Below are 25,003 nucleotides of genomic sequence, written 5' to 3'. Positions count from 1 at the left end.
TCAAACATGAGGTGCGACAGTTTCAAAAGCCATATGATAATCAACAAGCTGAGCAAATTTCTCTAATGGTGTAAGCCAATCTAACGCCTTTCTAGGACGAGTATTCAGTGACATGGCAACTTGATTTAAATAATGCTGATCTGCCTGATTTAAATCAATCCCTTTAGGTAAATATTGCCTAATTAAACCATTCATATTTTCGCATGTGCCTTTTTGCCAAGGTGAATGTGGGTCACAGAAATATACATCTATGCCTAAATCTTCTTCGAGTATTTTATGTTCTGACATCTCGCGTCCACGGTCATAGGTCAACGTTTTACGCAGTTCTGCAGGTAAATATTTCAGAGCTTCAGTTAAAGCCTTGCGCACTGATTCTGCCTTTGCATCAGGTAATGTTGCCAAGATACAGAGCCGTGTATTTCGTTCAATAAGTGTTGCTATCGAACTTTTATTGTCTTTACCTTTAATTAAATCAGCTTCCCAATGACCCGGTATTTTTCTTTCTTGAACTTCGGCTGGGCGCTCATGAATAGTTTTAATATCCTGTAATATAGAATTTTTTTTAGGTTCACCGTTAGCTTTTCGCTTTTTATTTTCATGACGCAGACAGGATAATAAGTCTTTTTTCAACTCACCCTTGGGTAATGCTCGTATCGTTGAATAAATCGTTGTATGGCTTACATTCATTGTTTGATCCAAATCAGGAAATGTCTTTAAACGCTTTGCTATTTGCTGAGGAGACCATAAACAACGGATCGCTTCAACAATAAATTTCCAGAGGATTGAATCGATTTTGAGTTTTCTGTGACCACGTCTACGTCTAGCGAAGGTGTTATCAGAAGCATATCGAGCTTGATAAACGTCATTGATGCTATTTCTTTTAAGCTCACGATAGATCGTACTAGGATGTCTTTTAATGAGTTCAGCAAATTTTCTGGCTGAAAAGCCTTCTTTTCTTGACTCAAGCATTAATGCAGTACGATCTTCAAAGTTAAGATGATGGTATGACAATTTTATATACTCCATAAACCCTTTAAATTAATTAGGTGGTTTATGTCGCACTTCAAGTTTTACTCTGCCATGTATTGAAATCAAATGACATCCAAATCAGCATGGATGGTAAAGGTCGATGGGTTGATAATGTGATGGTTGAACGATTATGGCGGAGCGTTAAATATGAAGAGGTGTATCTCAAAGCCTACAGCAATGTTTTGGATGCGAAGAAGCAATTAAACGCATATTTTGAATTTTATAATTTGAAACGACCTCATTCGAGTCTGGACAAAATGACTCCAGATGAGTTTTACTATGACCAGCTACCACAACAAAATAAGGTAGCTTAACTAGAGCAGAGTATCACTTATAAATAAGCTTTTAGTTGTTCAAACATGTGGGACCACCTCTATTTAAAAAAAGGAAAGAAGATGAAAATTAAGTTTTTAACAGTTTCATTGATGCTTATTCTGCCATTTTCTGTTTTTGCAGCAAATACTGTAGTAGAAAAAGCGGTCATTGAATCAAATAATACATATAAGGCGAAGTATAACTTAGAGGATATGACTGAGTTTAATCAGGCTCAAAAGGGCTTTATTGCCAAGCCAACAGGTCAAATTAAAAGTGAGAAAGGCAATGTTATCTGGGATTTTGATGCATTTAGTTTTTTACAAGATCAAGCACCAAATACCGTTAATCCCACTCTATGGCGACAAGCAAAATTAAACAACAATGTTGGGCTATTTAAAGTAACAGATCGAGTTTGGCAAATTCGTGGTTTTGATTTGGCAAATATGACCATCATTCAGGGTGATACTGGCTGGATTATTGTGGATACATTAACCTCTAAAGAAACGGCTGAAGCAGCACTTAAATTTGCTAGACAGCATTTAGGTGAGCAAAAAATTTCAGCCATTATCTTTACCCATAGCCATATCGATCATTTTGGTGGTGCATTAGGCGTTCTTTCTAGCGAAGAAATTAACGCTAGAAAAACTCCAATTATTGCGCCAAAAGGCTTTATGGAAGAAGCGACCAGTGAAAATGTGATGGCAGGTTCAGCCATGATACGTCGTGCGACTTATATGTATGGAACTTTTCTACCTAAAAATGCGGAAGGATTGGTGGATACAGGTTTAGGTAAGGCTGTTGCTGTGGGAAAAATGGGCATCCTTGAGCCTACACAACTGATCACTCAACCAGAACAGAAAATGACGGTTGATGGCTTGGATTTTGTGTTTTATAACGTGCCGGGTTCAGAAGCACCAGCAGAATTAACGTTCTCTATCCCATCATTGAAACTTTATAACGGCGCAGAAATTCTATCTCATACCATGCATAATCTTTATACCCTTCGGGGTGCTAAAGTCCGTGATGCCTTAAAATGGGTGGGCTATCTAGACCAAGCAATGCAGCATGCCAAAGCATCCGATGTATTGATTGCACAGCATCATTGGCCTGTCTGGGGCAATGACAATATTCAAGATTTTATTAAAACCCAGCGAGATGTTTATAAGTTCACGCATGATCAGACGGTGAGATATATGAACTCTGGTTTTAATGGCGCTGAAATTGCCGAAAAAATTAAGCTTCCAGCGGCACTTGATCAAAAACTATATGCTCATGGCTATTATGGAACCCTAAAACATAATGTAAAAGCAGTATACCAATATTATATGGGATGGTTCGATGCCCATCCTTCCAATTTAGATCCATTACCCCCTAAAGCTGTTGCAAAAAAATATATTGAGTTAGCAGGTGGGGAGAACAATGCATTGAAAAATGCGCGGGATGCCTACGCTCAAGCTGACTATAGATGGGCTGCCGAGATTTTAAAACATATTGTGTTGAATAACCCTCAAAACCAACAAGCAAAAGACTTATTGGCGAATACTTATCGTCAATTGGGCTATGCTGCTGAGGCTTCAACTTGGCGTAATTTCTTTTTGGTGGGCGCTCAAGAGCTACAAAATAATGTACCCCTACAAAATACTTCTGATCCGAGTGATTTATTGATTCATACACCAACTGAAAGATTTCTTGAAGCTATGGCGACAAATTTAGATGTGGAAAATTTAAAAAATGAAAACCAGTGTATCAATCTGGTTTTGTCGGATACCAAAGAGCATTTTTCATTATGGGTTGAAAACTCAGTCATGCAGTTTAAGCGTTATGATGAAAGTAAAGATTTGGCATTGGATTGCCCTACATTAACCTTAACCAAGCCCTTATATCTAAAAATGATTACAGGTCAAATAGAAGGGGTAAAAGTCCTGCTTTCTAAAGACAGTAAAGTCAAAGGTAATCCACTGAAAATTGGAAAATTCTTTGCAATGTTTAAACGTCCAGATTCAATTTTCCCGATTGTGACTCGACCAAATGGCTAAGCTCAAATAAGTAAAGTCGAAACTTAAATTAATAGATCCAAAGAAATGGGTGAAATTATCAACTTGGTTCTCCCAATCTTATAACAGGAATACAAGAAATTATTTCTTGTATTCCTCTTTAAAATTAAAAGTAAGCTATATGTATTTTAACTCTATTGATACTTTATTAGTAAGCGTCCGCTGAACCCCACTTTTCTTATTTTCTCAATATCCCGATAGTGTCCATTATTTATTAAATGGACATTATGTTTATGGCCTTAGACACTTTTATAGACACTGAACAAACGACAGAAAGAACCCGCAGAATCTTCGCAACTGAGTTTAAACAGCACCTGGTCGAGCTTTGCCTGCAGCCAGACACATCGGTGGCCAAGGTGGCAATGCAACATCAGGTCAATGCCAATCTGCTACATAAATGGATTCGCCAGTCCAGATCAATGGTCCCGGCATTAAAAAGCCCACCCAGTCCACAGACCGACTTTCTTCCCGTCATTCTTCACCCGACGCCAGTCAGACAAGAAGCACCTCTGCCACCTGACGCAACTAAACAAGAAACACCTCCACCACCTGTGCCGGAGAAGAATGCTGTCGCTCATATCAGGATTCCACTGCATAAGGAACAAGGTTCCGCAAGGGATCAGATGATCGAGATCGACTGGCCGGTGGAATCTGCAATGGAATTACTGCCTTTACTTCAGGGCTTGATCAAATGATCCGTATCGATGAAATCTGGCTCTCTACCCAGCCGATGGATATGCGTGCAGGTATGGATACTGCCATGGCTCAGGTGCTGAGAGCATTTGGCTATATCAAACCACACTGCGCTTACCTGTTCTGTAATAAACGTGGTCATCGCATGAAAGTGCTGGTGCATGATGGACTGGGTGTCTGGCTGTGTGCCCGACGACTGGAACAGGGTAAATTTCACTGGGCTCAGGTTCACCAGGGTGAAACCGTGGCGATCAGCCCGGAACAGTTACAGGCACTGATCCAAGGTTTAGCTTGGCAGAGAATCGGACTGCAGCAAGTGGTAACAATGCTCTAAACCAAGCTCATCCATTCTGCTATTCTCCAAACGTTTTATTTACACATATTCATGATCTCAGCCATACTGTGGTCATGAATACGCTGCCTGATTTAAGCCAACTGACCCATACACAACTGCTGGAATTCACCAGGCAGTTGGCGCTGCAGCATCAGTCTCTAGCACAATCAAACCAACAATTGGATGCCAAAGTTCAACATCTTTCTATTCTCAATCAAAAATACGAGCATGAACTCGCACTATTTAAACAGCACAAATTCGCCCAAAAGAATGAACACTTAACGGCAAAACAAATCCATCTCTGGGATGAAGCGGTTGAAGAAGATATTGCCGCGGTTGATCTAGAACTGGAACGGCTAAATGCAGATAAAACCGATGCAGCGACAGAGAAAGCCACAGTCAACAAACCTAAACGTCGACTGCTGCCGGATCATCTACACACCATCCGTATTGAGCATGAACCTGCATCAACCCAATGCAGTTGTGGCTGCCAGTTACGTCGTATCGGCGAAGATATCAGTGAAAAACTGCATTTCAGACCGGCACAGTTCTATAAGGAACAGCATGTACGTGGCAAATGGGTCTGTGATCAGTGTGACACCCTGACTCAGCAAGCGATGCCCGCCTATGTGATTGATAAAGGTATTGCCAGTCCTGAACTGCTCAGCCATGTGCTGGTATCGAAGTATGCCGATCATTTGCCGCTGTACCGTCAGCGCCTGATCTATCAGCGGGCGGGCATTGATCTGTCCAGATCCACGTTATCTGACTGGATTGGTCGCTGCGGTGTAGAACTGGAACCTCTGGCCAATGCCTTAAAACAGGTGGTGCTGCAACAGCGGGTGATCCATGCCGATGAAACGCCGGTCACCATTATGCGGATGGGTGAGAATGAGAAAAAACCGAAGAAAGGTTATGTCTGGGCCTATGCCACCACACAGTACAATCCAGTTCAGGCAGTGATCTATGACTTTCAGGATAGTCGTTCAGGTCAGCATGCTGAAGCGTTCCTGAATGGCTGGCAGGGTCATCTGGTCTGTGACGATTACAGTGGTTATAAAGCACGCTTTAAATCAGGCCAGGTCATTGAGGTGGGCTGCATGGCGCATGCACGTCGTAAATTCCATGAGCTACATGTGACTGGGAAAAGTCAGATCGCTGAACAGGCATTACTGATGATTCAGAAACTGTATGCGATAGAAGCAGAACTCAGGAAAAAGACCGATAGTACAGCAGAACACCGCCGCGAATATCGGCAAAAGCATAGTCAACTGGTGATGCAACAACTGTATGAATGGCTCAACCAACATTATCTGACGGTGCCATCGAGTTCTCCAACTGCCAAGGCGATCAATTACAGCCTAAAACGTTGGCAGGCACTCTGCCGCTATCTGGATGATGGTAATCTACCCATTGACAATAACTGGGCAGAGAACTCAATGCGCCCCTGGGCCTTGGGACGAAAGAACTGGCTATTTGCAGGTTCGCTGCGCAGTGGTCAACGAGCAGCCAATATCATGACTTTAATCCAGTCAGCAAAGCTGAATGGGCTGGATCCGTATGCCTATCTAAGTGATGTGCTGAAAAGGCTGCCGACACATAAAGCGACCCAGATTGAAGAGTTACTGCCACACTGCTGGAAACCTAAATCGAATTAAAAATTGGTATGGGGTTCAGCGGACGCTTACCTTTATTAAATGGTTTTTGAATTTTTATACTTTATTTTCGATGGAGATATTTTTATTAGTAGCTTGTTTAAAAAAGATTTGTTTATTTTTCTATTAATTGCTTCTAAATAATAACTTCAATATTTTTGTGGTTAAAAGGCAAGGGGGTATTATGATGTGTTTTTTATTGAAAATAAGCTTTTATATTAGGTTTCTTCAAAACTGATTATTAGGGAGGTAAGTTTTATTTCTCTATCTATATAAAAGGAGACTAATTAATAGGCTCCTTTTATATTATCTGTCGATAACATCCATTTGTAGAAAATAGCATTAAATGGATCACTTTACGTTAATGTAATAATTTCGAAATATGTGTCAAAAATCTCATAGCAACTATCATTTACTGCTTATATGTCACATGAGGTGAGTGAAATATTTTGGTGGCATAAAATTAAAACCATAAGATGAAATAATTTTTAACTATGGCTTTCTTAGAAGTTTTTTACGAAAATTACTTATATTTGTTGGGATTATTTCATTAATATTTTGAAGTGAAAGATAATGCCATAATAATTTATGACATTATCTTTTTGTTTTTTCTGGATTTCAGCTTATAGTTTAATTTATTTCAGCTTATGCTTTATAAATTTCAACTTATGCTTTAATTTAGAGAGATTTTAACTTACCAGCTCAACGCCCCACCGGTCTGATAATCTGTCACACGAGTCTCGAAGAAATTCTTCTCTTTACGCAAATCCATCATCTCAGACATCCATTGGAATGGATTGTTCACACCTGGATACTGTTCAGGTAAGCCAAGCTGAGCCAAACGACGGTTACAGATGAATTTTAAGTATTCTTCCATCATCGCTGCATTCATGCCTAGTACGCCACGTGGCATTGTGTCACGCGCATATTCGATTTCAAGCAAGGTACCTTCAAGAATCATTTGAATGACTTCTTGTTGGAACTCGGCTGTCCACAAATGCGGATTCTCGATCTTGATTTGGTTAATCATATCGATACCAAAGTTCACATGCATGGATTCATCACGCAAAATGTACTGGAACTGTTCAGAAACACCGTTCATTTTATTACGACGACCCATACTCAAAATTTGACTAAAGCCGCAGTAGAAGAAAATTCCCTCAAGTACACAATAAAATGCAATCAGATTACGTAATAATTGCTGATCAGTTTCAGGTGTGCCTGTTTCAAATTTTGGATCACTCAAAGATTGCGTATATTTCAAGCCCCAAGCTGCTTTACGCGCCACACTTGGAATCTCATGATACATATTGAAGATTTCACCTTCATCCATACCCAAAGATTCAATACAATATTGATAGGCATGCGTATGAATCGCTTCTTCAAACGCCTGACGTAAAATGTACTGACGACATTCAGGATTGGTAATTAAACGATAAATCGCCAGAACCAAATTATTGGCAACTAAAGAATCCGCAGTCGAGAAAAAGCCAAGATTACGTTTAATAATAATACGTTCATCTTCAGTCAAACCATTTTCAGACTTCCATAATGCAATATCATGGTTCATGTTGACTTCTTGCGGCATCCAGTGGTTGGCACACCCATCCAGATATTTTTGCCAAGCCCATTCATATTTAAATGGCACTAACTGGTTTAAGTCCGCACGACAGTTGATCATGGCTTTATCATCAACTTGTACGCGATTTGCACCCGTTTCAAGCTCTTCCAGACCCACTGTAATATCCAGATTTTTTAAGGATTCAGATGCTCGAGCCACCGAATCGGTTGAATCTGTTGATCGGCTGGTAGCGGTTCCAGCGGGTTGTACATTTGCCACACGCGGCGATGATGGCTCTGCATCAGATACCAGCGGCGCAGTTGGCGCTTTTTGCGGTTCGACGGGCGCAGACTTGTGTTCAGGTGCAGCCGGTTTTTGCGAATCATCTTCGAAATCGTCCCAACTCAGGATAGACATAATCAAATTCTCTCTTCGTTGTTAATATCTTTATTGACACCTTTCTACGAAGATGCCATTACTATACGCTTATTATGTGTAAGCAAAATTAAGTTTTGTCGATAGATGTTCTAAAATTATTCAATAGAACCTATATCCCCACTACTTATTTTGATTACGCTGTTGATTACGAATCTTAAAAAAAGCGTAAACCATAGGCGCGTAAAAGAATAAAAAGGCAAAAATCAGTACAGCTAGACCTAATGTGTAGTTATGACTGAGATGTAACATGATCTTTACCTTTTATTGTGCAAGGAAATATTGTTCTGATATTTCCTTGCGTATTCGTCATTACTGACAAGCTTCACAGTCTGGATTGTCGATTGAACAAGCCATTGGTACTGGTGCTGCCGTCGTGAAACCATCTTCTGCTGTCACTTCAGGCTTTACTTCCTGAGCAATTGCTGCAACAGGGGCTGCAACCGTAGTTGCTTTAACTGCGTTTAATGCGCCAGTATTGATGGTGGATTTCTCAGCCGAGGTTGCACCTAAAGCTCGGAGGTAATACGTAGTTTTTAGACCACGTAACCATGCCATTTTATAAGTGATATCCAGTTTCTTACCGTTGGCACCTGCAATATACAGATTCAGCGACTGTGCCTGATCGATCCATTTTTGACGACGTGAGGCAGCATCCACAATCCAGCGTGGCTCAACTTCAAATGCAGTGGCAAAGATCGCTTTCAGTTCTTCTGGAATACGTGAAATCTTTTGTACTGAACCTTCAAAATGTTTCAGATCATTGACCATCACGCTATCCCAAAGACCACGATCTTTCAATGCGCGAACAAGGTAAGGGTTGATCACGGTGAATTCACCAGAAAGGTTAGATTTCACATACAGGTTTTGGAATGTCGGCTCAATCGATTGAGACACGCCACAAATGTTAGAAATCGTAGCAGTTGGTGCAATCGCCATGACATTTGAGTTGCGCATACCATCTTTTTGCACTTTGGTACGTAAAGTATCCCAGTCCAAACGTTGAGTACGATCCACTTCAAACATACGTTCAGGGCGTGTTCTACCAACAAGGTCTAAAGAGTCGATTGGTAAAATACCTTGATCCCAGAGTGAACCTTTAAAGGTCGAGTAAACACCACGTTCAAGCGCAAGATCACTTGAAGTTTGAATGGCGTAGTAACTAATGACTTCCATCGACTCATCAGCAAAATTAACTGCTTCATCAGAGCCATACGCCAGATTCATTTCGTATAAAGCATCTTGGAAGCCCATGATACCCATACCAACAGGACGATGTTTTAGGTTTGAATTTTTGGCTTGTGGTACAGCATAGTAGTTAATGTCGATGACGTTATCGAGCATACGCACGGCTGTTTTGATGGTACGTGCCAATTTTTCACGGTCTAAAGCGCCGCCTTGTACGTGTTGTACAAGGTTGATCGAACCTAAGTTACAGACTGCAATTTCATCCTGATTAGTATTTAGGGTAATTTCAGTACATAGGTTTGATGAGTGAACCACACCCACATGTTGCTGTGGTGAACGCAAGTTACATACGTCTTTAAATGTAATCCACGGATGACCTGTTTCAAACAGCATCGACAGCATTTTACGCCATAAGTCCTGAGCACGAACTTTCTTGTAAAGGAAGTTTTGCTCTTTAGCAATCGCTTCATAATGCGCATAGCGTTCAGCAAAAGCTTGACCTGTTAGATCATGCAAATCTGGAACTTCGGACGGGGTAAATAATGTCCATTCACCATCTTCAAACACACGTTGCATAAAGAGGTCAGGCACCCAGTTAGCGGTGTTCATGTCATGGGTACGACGGCGATCATCACCTGTGTTTTTACGTAATTCCAAAAACTCTTCGATATCTAGATGCCATGTTTCAAGATACGCACACACCGCACCTTTACGCTTACCACCCTGATTTACGGCAACCGCAGTATCATTGGCGACTTTCAGGAAAGGAACAACACCTTGAGATTTACCATTGGTGCCTTTGATGTAAGAGTTCAGGGCACGTACAGGTGTCCAGTCGTTACCTAAACCGCCTGCCCATTTTGATAGCATTGCATTGTCACGCATGGCTCCATAAATGTTGTAGAGGTCATCACCAATAGTGGTTAAATAACAGCTAGATAACTGCGGACGCAATGTGCCTGAGTTAAATAGGGTCGGCGTAGATGCCATGTAGTCGAAGCTAGACAATAAGTCATAAAACTCGATGGCACGTTCTTCACGATTGGCTTCATTAATGGACAGCCCCATGGAAACACGCATAAAGAACAATTGTGGAAGTTCGTAGCGTATGCCATCTGAGTGAATAAAGTAACGGTCGTATAGTGTTTGTAAACCTAAATAAGTAAACTGATTTGATCGCTCTGGTTTGATTGCTGCTGCAAGTTTGGCAAGATCAAAGTTTAATAATTCTGGATCGAGTAACTCAAGTTCAACCCCTTTTTTCAGGAAGATTTCAAGCGCATCACTTTCAAGCGTATCTTCAGGTAAACCTAAAAATTCAAGACCTTTGGCAACCAGTTCATTACGCAATAAACGCGCAGTGACATAGGTATAATTTGGCTCATGTTCAATGCGGGTACGTGTTGCCATCATCATTGTCGTGGCAATATCGCTCGCTTTCACGCCGTTATATAAGTTTTTAACTGTTTCATCAACAATCGCTTGAACATCAATCCCTTCCAGACCTTCAGCCGCTTTCTCAACTTCTGCTGATAGCGCATCGAGATCTAATGGTTGGAGCTGACCATTGGCATCCGTAATCTGTAAAGTCGGGTGATGATTTGCACCGGCCTGTTGACGAGCGTTAGCGCGTTGTTCACGATAGATGACATAGGCACGCGCAACTTTTTGTTCGCCTGTACGCATCAAGGCCAGTTCAACCTGATCTTGAATTTCTTCAATGTGAATCGTACCGCCAGAAGGTAAGCGACGATTGAAAGTATTCATGACCATTTCTGTAAGTTGAGTAATACGGTCGTGAATACGGCTTGAATCTGCACCTTGTTGTCCTTCGACCGCCAGAAATGCTTTACCAATCGCAACGGAAATTTTCTCTGCATCAAATACAGCAACTTCCCCAGTGCGTTTAATCACCTGAAGTTGGCCAGGAGTTGAAGTGATTACGCTCATGTCAGCATAGCTCCATTGTCATCTATAGTTATGTTCATTGGACCGTTTCAATCGGGCAAAAAAGGTGGCTCGATATTTGAGGAATAAACACAAGACTTAGTGGTTAGTGTTTGTTTTAAACACAAGATACGGGAATTTTAATCTGATATCAATCTTGACATTTTATTAATTTTTTATTCATTCATTATCTGTCTGATTCTGCGATGCATAGCTTAGCAAAGTCCTAAAAAATTACGTATAGATAACTATGTGGATAACTCAAAAAACAGACATTTACAGGCTTAAAAAGCGGCTATAGAAATAATTTGTTTAATATTTATACGTACTATTTAGTGAATTAAGATAAGTGGTAATTTTTAAACCAAAATAATAAAATCACTGAAAATTCAACAGCTAATAAAATTGCAACAAAATACAACTGGCGTGTATCAGTTTGGTGAACAAGGACTTGTTTACAATGTAAACGTGTGTATATTGCTTTCTATGAAGCATGTCTATCTGTCGGATTTTAAACAGATACACTTAAATATATAAATAGGGGCATTGTATGAGCCAGGAAGAAAAGTTACCTAAGATTCTGATTGTTGAAGATGATGAGCGTCTTGCACGTCTAACACAGGAATATCTGATTCGTAATGGACTAGAGGTTGGGGTTGAAACAGATGGTAATCGTGCAATCCGTCGTATTATCAGTGAACAGCCTGATCTTGTTGTACTCGATGTGATGTTACCTGGTGCCGATGGTTTAACCGTTTGTCGAGAAGTACGTCCTCACTACCATTCGCCGATCTTGATGTTAACTGCGCGTACCGAAGATATGGATCAGGTTTTGGGTCTGGAAATGGGCGCAGATGATTATGTGGCTAAACCAGTACAGCCTCGTGTATTATTGGCGCGCATTCGTGCTTTGTTACGTCGTACTGATAAAACGGTTGAAGATGAAGTAGCACAACGCATCGAATTTGATGATTTGGTCATCGATAATGGTGGACGCTCAGTGACCTTGAATGGTGATCTAGTCGATTTCACTAGTGCGGAATATGACTTACTCTGGCTATTGGCTTCAAATGCAGGTCGTATCTTGTCTCGTGAAGATATTTTTGAGCGTCTGCGTGGGATTGAATACGATGGACAGGATCGTTCGATTGATGTGCGTATTTCACGCATTCGTCCAAAAATTGGCGATGATCCAGAGAACCCGAAACGTATCAAAACTGTACGTAGTAAAGGCTATTTATTTGTAAAAGAAACTAATGGTATGTGAAACATCCATTGTTAGTAAAAATCTCCCAATAAGGTTGATCGAGTGTTTAAACACAGTATCTTCTTACGCATTTATGCGGGTTTGGTGGTCTTGGTTATGTTGGTGGCTTTATTTGGCTACTTGCTGGTTCAGATCATCAATTACCAACGTGCTCAGGAATATCGTGAATCCCTGACGGATGGTATTTCTTTTGTCATCAGTGAAGGTGTTGCTCGACAGCCGGGAGAACAACAAAAACTGGACTGGATTTCAGATGCCTCTGATTTACTTGAACTGCCGATTTATTATGTGGCGTCAAATAAAATTGAGCTTTCCAGAACAGAAAAGAAACGTATTGAAGAACAAAAATCAGTTGTTCGTTATGATGCTGAAAATAGCATTGCTTACGTCATTATTGGTTTGCCCGAAGACAATCAACATTTCCTCTATGTCAAAGTAGATAAAATAGGTGAGCGCCAAATGAAAGCGCTTCCCATCTTTATTTTGGACTACTTGATTTATTATCCAGGTCAGGAAAAAGAATACATTAATCGTATTCAAAAGCATTTTTCTTATCCAATCACCATTCAGGATGTTAAAGATATCCAGCTGGATTCTGAGCAAATTGGTCGTTTGCGTCAGGATCAAAGTGTGATGTTGTATAAAGACAGCGCTACGGTACGTGGAACCACAATCTCTATTGTTTCTCCGATGCCGAATAATCTGACTGAGGTTTTGGTTTTAGGTCCCGTGCCTATGTTTAATTGGATGCCATTTCAGTTGTCGGCAGGAATTACCCTATTTAGCTTATTTCTGTTGAGTTTGGGGGTTTATGGACTGATCTTGCCGCTAGAGAGAAAAATCAGACAGGTACGATTTGCTCTAAATCGTATGAAGTCTGGCGATTTATCTTTGCGGGTGCCTATTGATGGTAGTGATGAGATGGCCAATCTGGCATCGAGCTATAACAATATGTCAGATCATATCCAGCGTTTGATTGAAGCGCAGCGCGAATTGATGCGCGCAGTTTCGCATGAGCTACGAACGCCTGTGGCACGCGTCCGTTTCGGGATGGAAATGCTGGCTGAAGAAGATGATTACAATTATCGGATTCAGCAAATGGAAATGATTGATAAAGATATTGAGGCCTTAAATACCTTAATTGATGAGATCATGACTTATGCCAAGCTAGAGCAGGGGACACCTTCGCTGGATTTTGAGGAAATTGCTCTGATTGATGTGTTGGATCAGGTCGCCGTTGAAACCGAGGCGCTAAAAACTCAAAAAGAAATTGAGCTGATACCGCCACCGAATTATGTGATAGCAGATGCAGAACGTCGTTATTTGCATCGTGTTGTACAAAATCTGGTGGGTAATGCAGTACGTCATTGTGATCATAAAGTTCGCTTGAGTGGTGGTATCCGCGCAGATGGAAATGCTTTTGTCTGTGTAGAGGATGATGGTTCTGGTATTCCTGAAGAAGATCGGAAGCGTATCTTTGAAGCTTTTGCTCGTCTGGATGATAGTCGTACACGAGCTTCAGGTGGTTATGGTTTAGGGTTATCTATTGTGAGTCGGATTGCCTACTGGTTTGGTGGAACCATTAGTGTGGATGAAAGTCCTGATTTGGGTGGTGCACGTTTTATTATGCTTTGGCCAGCAAAACGCTTTAATCAAAAGCTTAAACAAAAAAATCTGTCAAAACAAAAAGAAAGCACTCATTAGAGTGCTTTCTTTTTGCCTGATTTGAATCAGTTTATTCTTGTAAGGTCGCATCTGGTGCAATCAGGGCTTTGCCTGCGCGTAAACTCGTTAAAGCATCTTGATCAAAATCGATTAAGAGAAAGTTATTTTCCGCATCGATTTTATAACCACTAATAATTTTTTGATCACCATTGATGGTTTCAATACGATACTCGTCCGTTATGTTAAGAATACCTTCTAGATTGGTTGTGGTTGATGCGAGATCCTGACGAAACAGATCATAAATATCACGTAAATCAAAAATTGCATTGTCTGCATCGGGATGCTTTTGCACATATTCTTGAATATGTCGAATGAGCAATTGAGCATAAAGAAAGTAGTTAGGCTTATGTGTATAGTGCAGACTCATTGATTTTACTCCTTATTCTTTGTTTTTAGCATACACATTGGCTCAAGGTTGATGTGTATAAAGTTAATTAAAGCATGTAACTGAATTGCAAAGATTTATAGATCTAATTTTATATATTTTCCTCATTTAGAAATTCTGCTTGTTTAATCAGTTTTATTTCAATCCAAATTTGAATTGAAGTAAAAAATACCACTCGAGTTCAGCATGATCTACTTCTTAAAATAGCATGCTCTTTTGAACTTGAGATAGTCTTTTAGAGCTTTAATTTTCAGCAAAATCACCGTTTAATGTAGGCTGATTTTAAGCTAAGTTTGAGATTGAGAGTATTTCTTGAGAAAATAGCAAAATAATTCAAAAAAATACAGGATAAGTGATGGTTAAAGGTGTAATCATGATTTAGGACAAAATTGTCCGAAATATTGGTTAAAATGTAAGAAAATGAAAAAAATAATCATAATATGAGAATTGATTTGATAAACCGATAAATACCAGTGGATTTAGCGTTCAAGCCCTATATTTTCTAAAATTGTCCAAAAAATCATCCTAAAGACTAAGGTACTTCACCTAGCAACAGAAATTAGAAATCAGGTACAATTGGCGGGATTAATTTTATGTTTGGTGTATTTGAAGGCCAATACATACATTCTTTGTTAAATAATAGGCCTGCCAGGAGTTATCCCCGCATGAGTGCCATTACTCCATACGAATGGGCAACTATTGCCTTCGTGATCGGTGTTACATTTCTGTGCGTTTTTATGCTTACCGTTCCCTTGCTCCTAGGGGGTAAATCGTGGGGGCGCGCGAAGCAAGAGCAATTTGAATCAGGTGTTGTGAGCGCAGGTGGGGCACGTATCCGCTTGTCTGCAAAATTTTATTTGGTCGCGATTTTCTTCGTTGTTTTTGACCTTGAAGCACTTTACTTATACGCATGGGCAACCTCTGTCCGTGAAGTGGGTTGGCTTGGTTTTACGACGGTTGTAATTTTTGTTGTCGATTTATTGATTGCTTTAGTTTATGCATTTGCTGTAGGTGCATTGAACTGGGCACCAGCAGATCGTCGTAAATCAGCAGGAATTAAGGCCAAAGTGGGTTCTGCACAGATGAATATTGCTGATATTACCCGCTTCAATTCTATTGAGGAGTTGGTGATGGACCCTACAGGTCACATTCCAGCTCAATCCTCAGGTCGTATGAAGTCTATTTCAGCGACTCAAACCTCATCTGAACAGGAGTAACTCGGGATGAAATATACATTAACCCGTGCGAATCCGAGTGCTGATCAATATCCTTTGCAAGAACGCCAAATTGTCACTGATCCGCTTGAAGAAGAAGTCAATAAAAATGTCTTCATGACCCGTCTGGAAGATGTGATGCATAATGTGGTCAACTGGGGACGTAAAAACTCAGTCTGGCCATTTAACTTTGGGACTTCATGCTGTTACGTTGAGTATGCAACCACCTTAACAGGTGTGCATGATTTATCACGTTTTGGTGCCGAGGTTATTCGTGCTTCACCGCGTCAAGCTGACTTGATGATTGTTGCTGGAACCTGTTTTGTCAAAATGGCGCCCGTTATTCAACGTCTTTATGAGCAAATGCTTGAGCCAAAATGGGTCATTTCCATGGGGGCTTGTGCAAATTCAGGCGGTATGTACGACATTTATTCGGTTGTACAGGGCGTCGATAAAATTATTCCTGTTGACGTGTACGTCCCAGGTTGCCCGCCTCGTCCTGAAGCATTAATCCAAGCATTAATGCTACTCCAAGACCAAATTCAATTAGAGCGCCGTCCACTTTCTGCCGTAATCGGTGATGATCTTAAGCCAGTGTATAAGCCAAAGATGATGCCAGAACGCGATCGCAAAAATGCTGAGCGTATTGCGGTGAAAAACCTACGCTCTATGGATGAAATTAAATAATTATTCATGATGAAGTTTTGATATATCGATTGGATATGTTTCATCAGAAAAATTGACTGAATTTGTATTAAATAGGAAGCCAAGCCAATGGCTGAAACTGACATTGCTATGCCAGAATCGACTCCAGTTGATTCACGCCCAGCATTTGCAATTGTAGAGGAACTCCAAACCAAGTTTGGTGAAAACTTCTACGTGCAACCGACTTGTGAAGAGTTTCCGACTGTCTGGGTTGAGCGCGCACGCGTACAAGATGTACTGATGTTTTTGCGTAAAGTAGAACGTCCTTATGTGATGTTGTTTGATTTATCTGCGGTGGATGAGCGTTTACGTACCCACCGTGATGGTTTGCCTGCATCTGATTTCACGGTGTTCTATCACTTATTATCATTAGAACGTAATAGTGATATTCGTATCAAAGTAGCGCTGAATGAGAATGATATTAACATTCCAACAGCCACCAATATTTGGCCAAATGCCAACTGGTACGAACGTGAAGCTTACGATATGTTCGGGATCAATTTCGAAGGGCATCCGATGCTGCGTCGAATTTTGTTGCCAACTTATTGGGAAGGGCATCCACTGCGTAAAGAATATTCTGCACGTGCGACCGAATATACCCCGTATATGCAGAACAAAGCCAAGCAGGATTTTGAACAGGAACATTTGCGTTTTGTCCCAGAAGATTGGGGACTAAAACGTGGAAATGCCGATGAGGATTTCATGTTCCTGAACTTGGGTCCTAACCATCCATCTGCACATGGTGCGTTCCGTGTGGTGTTACAGTTAGATGGTGAAGAAGTCAAAGACTGTGTGCCTGATATCGGTTATCACCATCGTGGTGTGGAAAAGATGGCTGAGCGTCAAACTTGGCACTCGTTCATTCCTTATACCGACCGTGTCGACTACTTGGGTGGTTGTGCGCAAAACATGCCTTATGTCATGGGCGTTGAGCAGCTTGCGGGTATTAAAGTGCCTGAACGTGCGCAATGTATCCGTGTCATGATGTCGGAATTATTCCGTATCAATAACCACTTGTTGTATATCGGTACGGCGATTCAGGATGCGGGTGGTATGACCCCTGTCTTCTATATGTTTGCCGACCGTCAAAAAATCTATGATGCGATTGAAGCGATCACAGGTTTTCGTATGCATCCTGCGTGGTTCCGTATTGGTGGAACAGCGCATGATCTTCCAAACAACTGGCAAAAACTGATTCGCGATATTCTCGAATGGATGCCAAAACGTTTGAAGGAATATCATACCGCAGCGCTTAAAAACTCAGTATTTGAAGGTCGTACCCGTAATGTTGCTCAATATGATGCAAAATCTGCATTGGCTTGGGGGATAACAGGCACTGGTTTACGCGCCACAGGTATTGACTTTGATGTGCGTAAATATCGTCCATACAGTGGTTATGAAAATTACGATTTTGAAGTGCCGCTTGAATACGAAGGCGACGCCTATGCTCGTGTCATGGTGCATTATCGCGAAATCGAAGAATCGCTCAAAATCGTGAAACAATGTCTGGATAATATGCCATCTGGTCCGTATAAAGCAGATCATCCTCTGGCAGTTCCACCACCGAAAGATAAAACCCTGCAAGATATTGAAACCCTGATTACGCACTTCTTAAGTGTGTCATGGGGACCTGTCATGCCAGCGGGTGAAGCATCTGTGATGGCGGAAGTGGTGAAAGGCGCGTCTAACTATTATTTGACGTCTGATAAATCAACCATGAGTTATCGTACTCGTATTCGTACACCGACCTTTACCCATCTACAGCAAATTCCATCGGTGATTAACGGCAGTCTGGTTTCAGACTTGATCATTTATCTGGCAACCATTGATGTGGTTATGGCCGACGTGGATCGCTAAGGGGTACGCATTATGATGATTTTGACTGATAAAAAGCCACGTGTGAATGTTGAAGGGATTTTGACTGCGGATGAAATCCATGAAATTGAGCATCACATTGATCACTATCCGTATCCACGTGCTGCATCATTGGATGCACTGAAGTGCGTACAACGCCGTAATGGTTGGGTAGATGATGCACAGATGAATGCAATCGCGCAGTTATTAACGATTAGCGTTGCAGATTTGGAAGGTGTGGCGACATTTTATAACCGTATTTATCGCCAACCTGTGGGTCGTCACGTAATTTTATTGTGTGACTCGATTGCCTGCTTCTTGATGGGTGCTGAAACTTTGGCTGAAGCGTTCCAACGTGAGCTGGGTATTCAATATGGTCAAACCACGCAAGATGGCCGTTTTACCTTATTACCAATCTGCTGTTTAGGTAATTGTGATAAAGGCCCAACACTTATGATTGATGAAGATACCCATGGTTTGGTAGATGTATCTTCGGTCAAACAGTTATTGGAGAAGTATGTATGAATACTGAACCAAAACCGATTTATGGCGAAGGTAATCCAGAAACTCATCCGCTCACTTGGCGTTTGAGTAAACAGGAACATGTCCGTAATGCTGATGATTATGAAGCTTTAGAGGGTTACGCAGGCTTCAAAAAAGCCATTGAGTTGAAACCCGCAGAAGTTTTAGAAGTCATTAAAGCGGCAACGGTCAAAGGTCGTGGTGGGGCAGGTTTCCCAGCAGGAATTAAATGGTCGTTGATGGCACCGAATGATGGTGGCCCACGCTATCTCATCTGTAATGCCGATGAAATGGAACCGGGCACATTCAAAGACCGTTTGTTGATGGAGCGTCTTCCGCATCAATTGATTGAAGGCATGTTGATCGCTGCGTATACCCTAGAGGCAACGCAGGGTTATATCTTCATTCGCGGTGAATATATTGAAGCGGCTCAATACTTAAATGAAGCTTTGGAACAAGTTCGTGCCAAAGGTTATTTGGGTGACAATATTCTGGATACAGGCTGGAATTTTGAGCTGTTTGTACACACAGGTGCGGGGCGTTATATCTGTGGTGAAGAAACCGCATTGATTAACTCGCTGGAAGGTCGTCGTGCTAATCCACGGACTAAACCGCCATTCCCTCAAGTTGCTGGGGCATGGGGTCGTCCAACTATCGTCAATAACGTCGAAACTTATAACAACTTACCCGCGATCATGTTACGTGGCCCTGAGTGGTATATCGGTTTGTCTGCGGGTAAATCTAAAGATCCAGGTACTAAAATTTATGGTGCCTCAGGTAAAGTTAAATTCCCGGGACTTTGGGAGTTACCATTTGGTACGACTGCGCGTGAAGTGATTGAAGACTACGCGGGTGGTATGCGTGATGGACTTAAACTTAAAGCATGGTTACCGGGTGGTGCATCCACTGACTTTTTAGCAGCTGAACATATTGATCTTCCGATGGATTCTGAAAGCATCATGAAAGCAGGTTCGCGTTTGGGTACGTGCTTGTTGATGGTGGTGGATGAAACCCAATGTATGGTTTCTGCGGTACGTAACCTTGAAGAGTTCTTTGCGCGTGAATCATGTGGCTGGTGTACACCATGTCGTGATGGTTTACCTTGGGCGGTCAAAGCACTGAAAGCACTTGAAAATGGTGAAGGCAAGATGGAAGACATCGAGCATTTGTCTGAACTCACCAAAAAGTTGTGGATCGGTAAGACCTTCTGTGCCCACGCACCGGGTGCGATGGAGCCGCTTATGGGCGCACTCAAATATTTCCGTAGCGAGTTTGAAGCAAAAGTGACCAATCGTCCTGTTGCCCAAGCCAGCCACGTAGAACAAGTTTAAGGAATTCGACTATGGCTACAATTCATGTCGATGGAAAATCATATGAAGTCAATGGGTCAGAAAACCTGCTACAAGCATGTTTGTCCCTAGGCATCGACATTCCATATTTTTGTTGGCATCCATCCTTAGGTTCTGTGGGTTCATGTCGTCAATGTGCGGTGACTCAGTATGCAAATGCTGACGATACCCGTGGACGTTTAGTGATGTCATGTATGACACCCGCGGCTGACAATACGTTTATTTCAATCGAAGATAAAGAAGCGGTTGATTTTCGTGAGTCAGTGGTTGAATTTTTAATGACCAACCACCCGCACGACTGTCCAGTTTGTGAAGAAGGTGGTCACTGTCATTTACAAGATATGACCGTAATGACAGGTCATGACCGTCGTCGTTATCGTTTTACTAAACGTACGCACTATAACCAAGAGTTGGGTTCGTTTATTGCACATGAAATGAACCGTTGTATCGCGTGTTATCGTTGTGTGCGTTACTACAAAGACTACGCAGGCGGGACTGACTTTGGTGTCTATGCCAATGCTTCACGTGTGTATTTTGGTCGTCCAGAGTCTGGCACTTTGGAGTCTGAATTTTCAGGTAACCTGACAGAAGTTTGTCCAACAGGTGTATTTACCGATAAAACTCACTCTGAACGTTATAATCGTAAATGGGATATGCAGTATGCACCAAGCGTGTGTCAGGGCTGTTCTTCAGGTTGTAACATTTCTCCGGGTGAGCGTTATGGTGAATTGCGCCGTGTAGAAAACCGTTTTAACGGTGAAGTCAATCAATACTTCCTCTGCGATAAAGGTCGCTTTGGTACGGGTTATGTGAACCGTGCAGATCGTCCGCGTCAGCCACAGTTCCGTGTCGGTGAAGCAGTCAGTTCAGTTTCGGTTGATCAGGCACTGGATGAAGTCATCTTAAAACTTCAAGGTAAAAAAGTACTGGGAATCGGTTCTCCACGTGCCAGCCTTGAATCGAACTATGCATTACGTGAGCTAGTCGGACAAGACAACTACTCAACAGGTTTGTCACAAAAAGAGCAAAATCTGGTTGAGCTTGCGGCTTCAATCATGCAAACCGAGGGTGTTTACAACCCGAATATGCGTGAAGTTGAAAGCTATGATGCAGTGTTAATCTTGGGTGAAGACCTCACTCAAACTGCACCACGTATGGCATTATCTGTTCGTCAAGCAGCGAAAAATAAAGCCAAACAAATGGCGGCGGATCGTCGTACTCCAGACTGGTTAGCAGAACCTGTACAACGTATTGGTCAGGATGAGAAATCTCCGATTTATATTTTGGCAGCGACTCAAACTCGCTTAGCGGATGTAGCAACAGGTGAAGTAGTTGCATCTCCAAACGACATTGCGCGTCTTGGTTTTGCTATTGCGGCAGCCGTGAAAGGTGAAACCCTCAATGGTCTAGATGATGATGCCAAAGCCTTTGCTCAAAGCATTGCTGACAGCTTAAAAGCTGCGAAAAAACCTTTGGTGATTTCGGGTACTAGCTTACAAGATCCTGCGATTATGGAAGCGGCTGCGCAAGTCGCACAAAATCTAGGCAATGCTGGTCTTACACTGACTGTGCCTGAAGTGAACTCAATGGGTCTGGCATTGTTTGGTGGTCAAAGCTTAGAACAAGTCTTTGCACAAGATTATGACACTGTCGTGATCGTGGAAAATGACTTATTCCGTCGTTTACCTGCACCTCAAGTCAAAGCTGCTCTTGTCAAAGCGCAAACCGTAATTGTGTTGGATCACAGTGAAACTGAGACTGTGAAACAGGCCGATATCGTGCTTTCAGCGGCAAGTTTTGCTGAGGGTGATGGTACAGTGGTGAGTCAGGAAGGTCGTGCGCAACGTTTCTACCAAGTTTATGATCCAAGCTATTACAAGCCAGAGTATGCGATCAAAGAATCATGGCGTTGGTTACATGCTATTGAAACAGGACTCAACGGTAAAGTGATTAACTGGACTTTACTGGATGATGTGATTGAATCTGTGGTGAAAAATGTTCCTGTGCTTGAAGCGATTCAGGACGTTGCACCAGATGCAGGCTACCGTGTTCATGGTTTAAAAATTGCGCGTGAACCGCGTCGTTATTCAGGTCGTACCGCACTTCGTGCACCAATTTCTGTACATGAACCAAAACAACCTGTGGATGTCGATTCAGCTTTAACTTTCTCGATGGAAGGTTATGTGGGTCCACAAAAAGCATCATCATTGGTTCCATTTGCATGGGCACCGGGTTGGAACTCGCCACAATCTTGGAATAAATACCAAGATGAAGTCGGTGGTCACTTGAAAGGTGGCGACTCAGGTATTCGTTTATTTGATCGTTTACCAAAACGTCCTGCACGTAGCTTTGTTGCACCAGCAGCGATTACGGTCAATCCTGAAAGTTTCCGTCTGGTTCCAATGCATCACATTTTTGCATCGGGTGAATTTACCATTAAGACACCTGCCATGCAGTCTCGTATTCCTGAAGCCACTTTTGCTTTGGGTGAACAAGATGCAACTCGTTTGAATCTCAAAGATGGTGAACGTATTTCATTACAAGCGGGTGAAACCACAGTGAGCTTACCTGTTCAGGTGATTGAATATTTACCAACGGGTTATATCGGTTATCCAATTGGTTTGGCACCGACGGTGTCTTTGGCTGAACCTGTATCAGTCGCGGTAGGAGTGTAATTCATGCAACAAGAAATTATGCGTCAAACACCGCTTTGGGCTGAGAACTGGCCAATTGCTTATGCTGTGGTTCAAGCGATTGTGATTATGCTGGTAGTGGTTGTGATTGCAGCTTTAATGTCATTTATTGAACGTCGTCTTTTGGCACTCTGGCAAGACCGTTATGGTCCTAATCGTGTAGGGCCAGGCGGTATGTTTCAGATCGTGGCAGATATGCTGAAGATCATGTTCAAGGAAGACTGGACACCAAAGTTTGCCGATAAATTGACCTTTCGTATGGCACCAGCAGTGGCAATGGCAACTGCGGTACTGTCATTTATGGTGATTCCAATCAGTCCGACGCTTGGCGTTGCGGACATGAGTATTGGTCTATTGTTCTTTATGGCAATGGCGGGTATTGCAGTTTATGCCGTGCTGTTTGGTGGTTGGTCATCAAACAACAAATACTCGTTACTGGGTGGTTTACGTTCTGCGGCTCAAACCATTTCTTATGAAGTGTTTTTGGGTATTTCCCTGATGGGCGTTGTTGCCATCGCAGGTTCATTTAACCTGCGTGAAATTGTGGAAGCGCAACGCGATGTTTGGTTTATCATTCCGCAGTTTATTGGCTTTATGGTATTTGTGATCGCGGGTGTTGCGGTCACGCATCGTCATCCATTTGACCAACCAGAAGCTGAACAAGAATTGGCTGAAGGTTATCACGTTGAATATGGTGGTATGAAGTGGGGCATGTTCTTCGTTGCAGAATATGTGAATATCGTACTGATTTCTGCCTTGATCGTGACCTTATTCTTTGGTGGTTGGCTTGCGCCATTTAACCTTGAAATTCCGTTTGTTCCGCCTGTGTTCTGGTTCATTATTAAAACAGCGTTTTTTATGATGATGTTTATTTTGGCTCGTGGTTCTTTAATGCGTCCGCGTTATGACCAAGTCATGAATTTTGGTTGGAAAATTTGTTTGCCGCTGGCGTTAGTCAACTTACTCGTGACTGGTGCTGTGATTCTGATGAATCAGGCCTAAGACAGCAGGGAGTACAAAATGTATAAAGTTCTAGCTGGAGTTGGGTCAATCGTTCGTACCTTGTGGATGGTATTTACCCACATTACGCGTAAACGAGACACAATTCTTTATCCTGAAGTCCCAGCAGAGGAAATTGTACCGCCTCGCTATCGTGGCCGTATTATTCTGACTCGTGATCCAGACGGTGAAGAGCGCTGCGTGGCATGTAACTTGTGTGCAGTGGCTTGTCCAGTCGGCTGTATTTCACTGCAAAAAGCAGAAAAAGAAGACGGACGCTGGTATCCAGAATTTTTCCGTATCAACTTCTCTCGTTGTATTTTCTGTGGCATGTGTGAAGAGGCGTGTCCAACGACCGCGATTCAGCTTACTCCTGACTTTGAGTTAGGTGAGTACGTGCGTCAGGACTTGGTTTATGAAAAAGAAAATCTATTGATTTCTGGTCCAGGTAAATATCCTGACTATAACTTCTACCGTGTTGCGGGTATGGCAATTGATGGTAAAGGTAAAGGTCAAGCGCAAAAAGAAAGTGCACCTATCGATGTACGGAGTTTATTACCATGATGTGGCCATTTTATTTGATGGCTCTCGTGGCCATTGTCTCTACGATTCGTGTGGTGACCAATGCGAATCCTGTACATGCTTTACTCAGTCTGATTGTTTCATTACTTGCAGTAGCGGGTATCTTCATGATCGTGGGTGCGCCATTTGCTGGTGCGCTTGAAGTGATTGTTTATGCTGGTGCAATTATGGTTCTGTTCGTCTTTGTGGTGATGATGCTGAATTTAGGTCAGCATACTGTGGAACAAGAACGTAAGTGGTTGAGCTCTGAAACATGGGCAGTTCCAGCACTGATGAGCTTTCTGCTCGGTTTGACTTTGGTCTGGATGTTATCAAGTGATTACACGGTACCGGGACAAGTCATGGGTCGTGAAGTGATCGGTCCAAAAGCAGTCGGTCAAGCTTTGTTTACTCATTATTTATTATTGGTTGAAGTTGCCGCGATGTTATTGCTTGCAGCATTAGTTGCAGCATTCCACTTAGGTAAACGTGAACCAAGTGCAGAAGGGGAACTATAA

At 42.1% G+C, this 25,003-nt stretch carries 20 protein-coding genes and 1 pseudogene; 16 read left to right on the top strand and 5 right to left on the bottom strand.

Features of this window, described 5'->3' with window-relative positions; all coding sequences use genetic code 11:
- Positions 1 to 1,026: an IS30-like element ISAba125 family transposase gene (locus I6L31_RS05995; RefSeq protein WP_171492998.1), complete on the bottom strand. Its 1,026-nt coding sequence runs from the start codon at positions 1,024 to 1,026 to the stop codon at positions 1 to 3.
- 56 nt (positions 1,027 to 1,082) lie between these two features.
- Here I6L31_RS05995 and I6L31_RS05990 point away from each other — a divergent pair.
- The 5 genes and pseudogenes from I6L31_RS05990 to tnpC form a co-directional block, all read left to right on the top strand.
- A pseudogene (locus I6L31_RS05990) lies at positions 1,083 to 1,343 on the top strand (integrase core domain-containing protein); the annotation flags it as partial.
- Between the two features lie 81 nt (positions 1,344 to 1,424).
- Positions 1,425 to 3,380 carry an alkyl/aryl-sulfatase gene (locus I6L31_RS05985; RefSeq protein ID WP_000693745.1) on the top strand — a complete coding sequence of 652 codons (1,956 nt, stop codon included), beginning with the start codon at positions 1,425 to 1,427 and terminating at the stop codon, positions 3,378 to 3,380.
- A 251-nt stretch (positions 3,381 to 3,631) separates the two neighbouring features.
- A complete protein-coding gene (gene tnpA / locus I6L31_RS05980) occupies positions 3,632 to 4,093 on the top strand; it encodes an IS66-like element accessory protein TnpA (RefSeq protein ID WP_005001013.1) in 462 nt (153 codons plus the stop codon).
- On the top strand, positions 4,090 to 4,425 hold the full coding sequence (gene tnpB / locus I6L31_RS05975; protein ID WP_005001008.1) for an IS66 family insertion sequence element accessory protein TnpB: 336 nt from the start codon (positions 4,090 to 4,092) through the stop codon (positions 4,423 to 4,425). The genes tnpA and tnpB overlap by 4 nt, the downstream gene beginning before the upstream one ends.
- A 74-nt stretch (positions 4,426 to 4,499) precedes the next feature.
- Entirely contained in the window at positions 4,500 to 6,083 is a 1,584-nt protein-coding gene (tnpC, locus tag I6L31_RS05970; RefSeq protein ID WP_035271574.1) for an IS66 family transposase, read from the top strand.
- Between the two features lie 691 nt (positions 6,084 to 6,774).
- Here tnpC and I6L31_RS05965 read toward each other — a convergent pair.
- The 3 genes from I6L31_RS05965 to I6L31_RS05955 form a co-directional block, all read right to left on the bottom strand.
- The gene (locus I6L31_RS05965; RefSeq protein ID WP_004987419.1) at positions 6,775 to 8,058 is read right to left on the bottom strand and encodes a ribonucleotide-diphosphate reductase subunit beta; all 1,284 of its coding nucleotides are present in this window, start codon (positions 8,056 to 8,058) and stop codon (positions 6,775 to 6,777) included.
- A 141-nt stretch (positions 8,059 to 8,199) separates the two neighbouring features.
- Complete coding sequence (locus I6L31_RS05960; protein ID WP_171063255.1) at positions 8,200 to 8,331, bottom strand: preprotein translocase subunit YajC; 132 nt, start codon at positions 8,329 to 8,331, stop codon at positions 8,200 to 8,202.
- 57 nt (positions 8,332 to 8,388) lie between these two features.
- Positions 8,389 to 11,214, bottom strand: a complete 2,826-nt coding sequence (locus I6L31_RS05955) for a ribonucleoside-diphosphate reductase subunit alpha (RefSeq protein ID WP_005005227.1) — start codon at positions 11,212 to 11,214, stop codon at positions 8,389 to 8,391.
- A gap of 547 nt (positions 11,215 to 11,761) precedes the next feature.
- On the opposite strand from I6L31_RS05955, the gene bfmR reads away from it, so the two are divergent.
- Positions 11,762 to 12,478 (top strand): response regulator transcription factor BfmR, encoded by a 717-nt coding sequence (gene bfmR / locus I6L31_RS05950; RefSeq protein WP_005005226.1) that lies wholly within the window; start codon positions 11,762 to 11,764, stop codon positions 12,476 to 12,478.
- A 42-nt stretch (positions 12,479 to 12,520) separates the two neighbouring features.
- Entirely contained in the window at positions 12,521 to 14,182 is a 1,662-nt protein-coding gene (gene bfmS / locus I6L31_RS05945) for a sensor histidine kinase BfmS (protein ID WP_005005224.1), read from the top strand.
- Between the two features lie 31 nt (positions 14,183 to 14,213).
- On the opposite strand, the gene I6L31_RS05940 is transcribed toward bfmS, so the two are convergent.
- Positions 14,214 to 14,570, bottom strand: a complete 357-nt coding sequence (locus I6L31_RS05940) for a hypothetical protein (protein WP_004987409.1) — start codon at positions 14,568 to 14,570, stop codon at positions 14,214 to 14,216.
- Positions 14,571 to 15,253: 683 nt separating this feature from the next.
- Here I6L31_RS05940 and ndhC point away from each other — a divergent pair.
- The 9 genes from ndhC (at position 15,254) to nuoJ (ending at position 25,003) form a co-directional block, all read left to right on the top strand.
- Positions 15,254 to 15,805, top strand: coding sequence for an NADH-quinone oxidoreductase subunit A (gene ndhC, locus I6L31_RS05935; protein WP_004987406.1), 552 nt, complete (start codon positions 15,254 to 15,256; stop codon positions 15,803 to 15,805).
- Positions 15,806 to 15,811: 6 nt separating this feature from the next.
- Positions 15,812 to 16,489: a NuoB/complex I 20 kDa subunit family protein gene (locus I6L31_RS05930; protein ID WP_004987404.1), complete on the top strand. Its 678-nt coding sequence runs from the start codon at positions 15,812 to 15,814 to the stop codon at positions 16,487 to 16,489.
- A gap of 87 nt (positions 16,490 to 16,576) precedes the next feature.
- The gene (gene nuoC, locus I6L31_RS05925; protein WP_004987402.1) at positions 16,577 to 18,364 is read left to right on the top strand and encodes an NADH-quinone oxidoreductase subunit C/D; all 1,788 of its coding nucleotides are present in this window, start codon (positions 16,577 to 16,579) and stop codon (positions 18,362 to 18,364) included.
- A gap of 12 nt (positions 18,365 to 18,376) precedes the next feature.
- Positions 18,377 to 18,886 (top strand): NADH-quinone oxidoreductase subunit NuoE, encoded by a 510-nt coding sequence (gene nuoE / locus I6L31_RS05920; protein WP_004987397.1) that lies wholly within the window; start codon positions 18,377 to 18,379, stop codon positions 18,884 to 18,886.
- On the top strand, positions 18,883 to 20,214 hold the full coding sequence (nuoF, locus tag I6L31_RS05915) for an NADH-quinone oxidoreductase subunit NuoF (RefSeq protein WP_005005223.1): 1,332 nt from the start codon (positions 18,883 to 18,885) through the stop codon (positions 20,212 to 20,214). The genes nuoE and nuoF overlap by 4 nt, the downstream gene beginning before the upstream one ends.
- 11 nt (positions 20,215 to 20,225) lie before the next feature.
- Positions 20,226 to 22,907: an NADH-quinone oxidoreductase subunit NuoG gene (gene nuoG / locus I6L31_RS05910; protein WP_005005222.1), complete on the top strand. Its 2,682-nt coding sequence runs from the start codon at positions 20,226 to 20,228 to the stop codon at positions 22,905 to 22,907.
- A gap of 3 nt (positions 22,908 to 22,910) precedes the next feature.
- A complete protein-coding gene (nuoH, locus tag I6L31_RS05905; protein ID WP_004987391.1) occupies positions 22,911 to 23,927 on the top strand; it encodes an NADH-quinone oxidoreductase subunit NuoH in 1,017 nt (338 codons plus the stop codon).
- Between the two features lie 18 nt (positions 23,928 to 23,945).
- Positions 23,946 to 24,488 carry an NADH-quinone oxidoreductase subunit NuoI gene (nuoI, locus tag I6L31_RS05900; RefSeq protein ID WP_004987388.1) on the top strand — a complete coding sequence of 181 codons (543 nt, stop codon included), beginning with the start codon at positions 23,946 to 23,948 and terminating at the stop codon, positions 24,486 to 24,488.
- On the top strand, positions 24,488 to 25,003 hold the full coding sequence (gene nuoJ, locus I6L31_RS05895; protein ID WP_171063253.1) for an NADH-quinone oxidoreductase subunit J: 516 nt from the start codon (positions 24,488 to 24,490) through the stop codon (positions 25,001 to 25,003). The genes nuoI and nuoJ overlap by 1 nt, the downstream gene beginning before the upstream one ends.

This window comes from Acinetobacter septicus (assembly GCF_019355975.1).
GTDB classification, from domain to species: Bacteria; Pseudomonadota; Gammaproteobacteria; order Pseudomonadales; family Moraxellaceae; genus Acinetobacter; species Acinetobacter ursingii.
Note: the sequence above shows the minus strand (reverse complement) of the source record. Positions and strands in the feature narration are given on the sequence as shown.

What these genes read in the sequence shown, in the direction of transcription:
- I6L31_RS05995 (WP_171492998.1), bottom strand. Translation starts at nt 1,026, where the DNA reads ATGGAGTATATAAAATTGTCATACCATCATCTTAACTTTGAAGATCGT.
- I6L31_RS05985 (WP_000693745.1), top strand. Translation starts at nt 1,425, where the DNA reads ATGAAAATTAAGTTTTTAACAGTTTCATTGATGCTTATTCTGCCATTT.
- tnpA (WP_005001013.1), top strand. Translation starts at nt 3,632, where the DNA reads ATGGCCTTAGACACTTTTATAGACACTGAACAAACGACAGAAAGAACC.
- tnpB (WP_005001008.1), top strand. Translation starts at nt 4,090, where the DNA reads ATGATCCGTATCGATGAAATCTGGCTCTCTACCCAGCCGATGGATATG.
- tnpC (WP_035271574.1), top strand. Translation starts at nt 4,500, where the DNA reads ATGAATACGCTGCCTGATTTAAGCCAACTGACCCATACACAACTGCTG.
- I6L31_RS05965 (WP_004987419.1), bottom strand. Translation starts at nt 8,058, where the DNA reads ATGTCTATCCTGAGTTGGGACGATTTCGAAGATGATTCGCAAAAACCG.
- I6L31_RS05955 (WP_005005227.1), bottom strand. Translation starts at nt 11,214, where the DNA reads ATGAGCGTAATCACTTCAACTCCTGGCCAACTTCAGGTGATTAAACGC.
- bfmR (WP_005005226.1), top strand. Translation starts at nt 11,762, where the DNA reads ATGAGCCAGGAAGAAAAGTTACCTAAGATTCTGATTGTTGAAGATGAT.
- I6L31_RS05940 (WP_004987409.1), bottom strand. Translation starts at nt 14,570, where the DNA reads ATGAGTCTGCACTATACACATAAGCCTAACTACTTTCTTTATGCTCAA.
- ndhC (WP_004987406.1), top strand. Translation starts at nt 15,254, where the DNA reads ATGAGTGCCATTACTCCATACGAATGGGCAACTATTGCCTTCGTGATC.
- I6L31_RS05930 (WP_004987404.1), top strand. Translation starts at nt 15,812, where the DNA reads ATGAAATATACATTAACCCGTGCGAATCCGAGTGCTGATCAATATCCT.
- nuoC (WP_004987402.1), top strand. Translation starts at nt 16,577, where the DNA reads ATGGCTGAAACTGACATTGCTATGCCAGAATCGACTCCAGTTGATTCA.
- nuoE (WP_004987397.1), top strand. Translation starts at nt 18,377, where the DNA reads ATGATGATTTTGACTGATAAAAAGCCACGTGTGAATGTTGAAGGGATT.
- nuoF (WP_005005223.1), top strand. Translation starts at nt 18,883, where the DNA reads ATGAATACTGAACCAAAACCGATTTATGGCGAAGGTAATCCAGAAACT.
- nuoG (WP_005005222.1), top strand. Translation starts at nt 20,226, where the DNA reads ATGGCTACAATTCATGTCGATGGAAAATCATATGAAGTCAATGGGTCA.
- nuoH (WP_004987391.1), top strand. Translation starts at nt 22,911, where the DNA reads ATGCAACAAGAAATTATGCGTCAAACACCGCTTTGGGCTGAGAACTGG.
- nuoI (WP_004987388.1), top strand. Translation starts at nt 23,946, where the DNA reads ATGTATAAAGTTCTAGCTGGAGTTGGGTCAATCGTTCGTACCTTGTGG.
- nuoJ (WP_171063253.1), top strand. Translation starts at nt 24,488, where the DNA reads ATGTGGCCATTTTATTTGATGGCTCTCGTGGCCATTGTCTCTACGATT.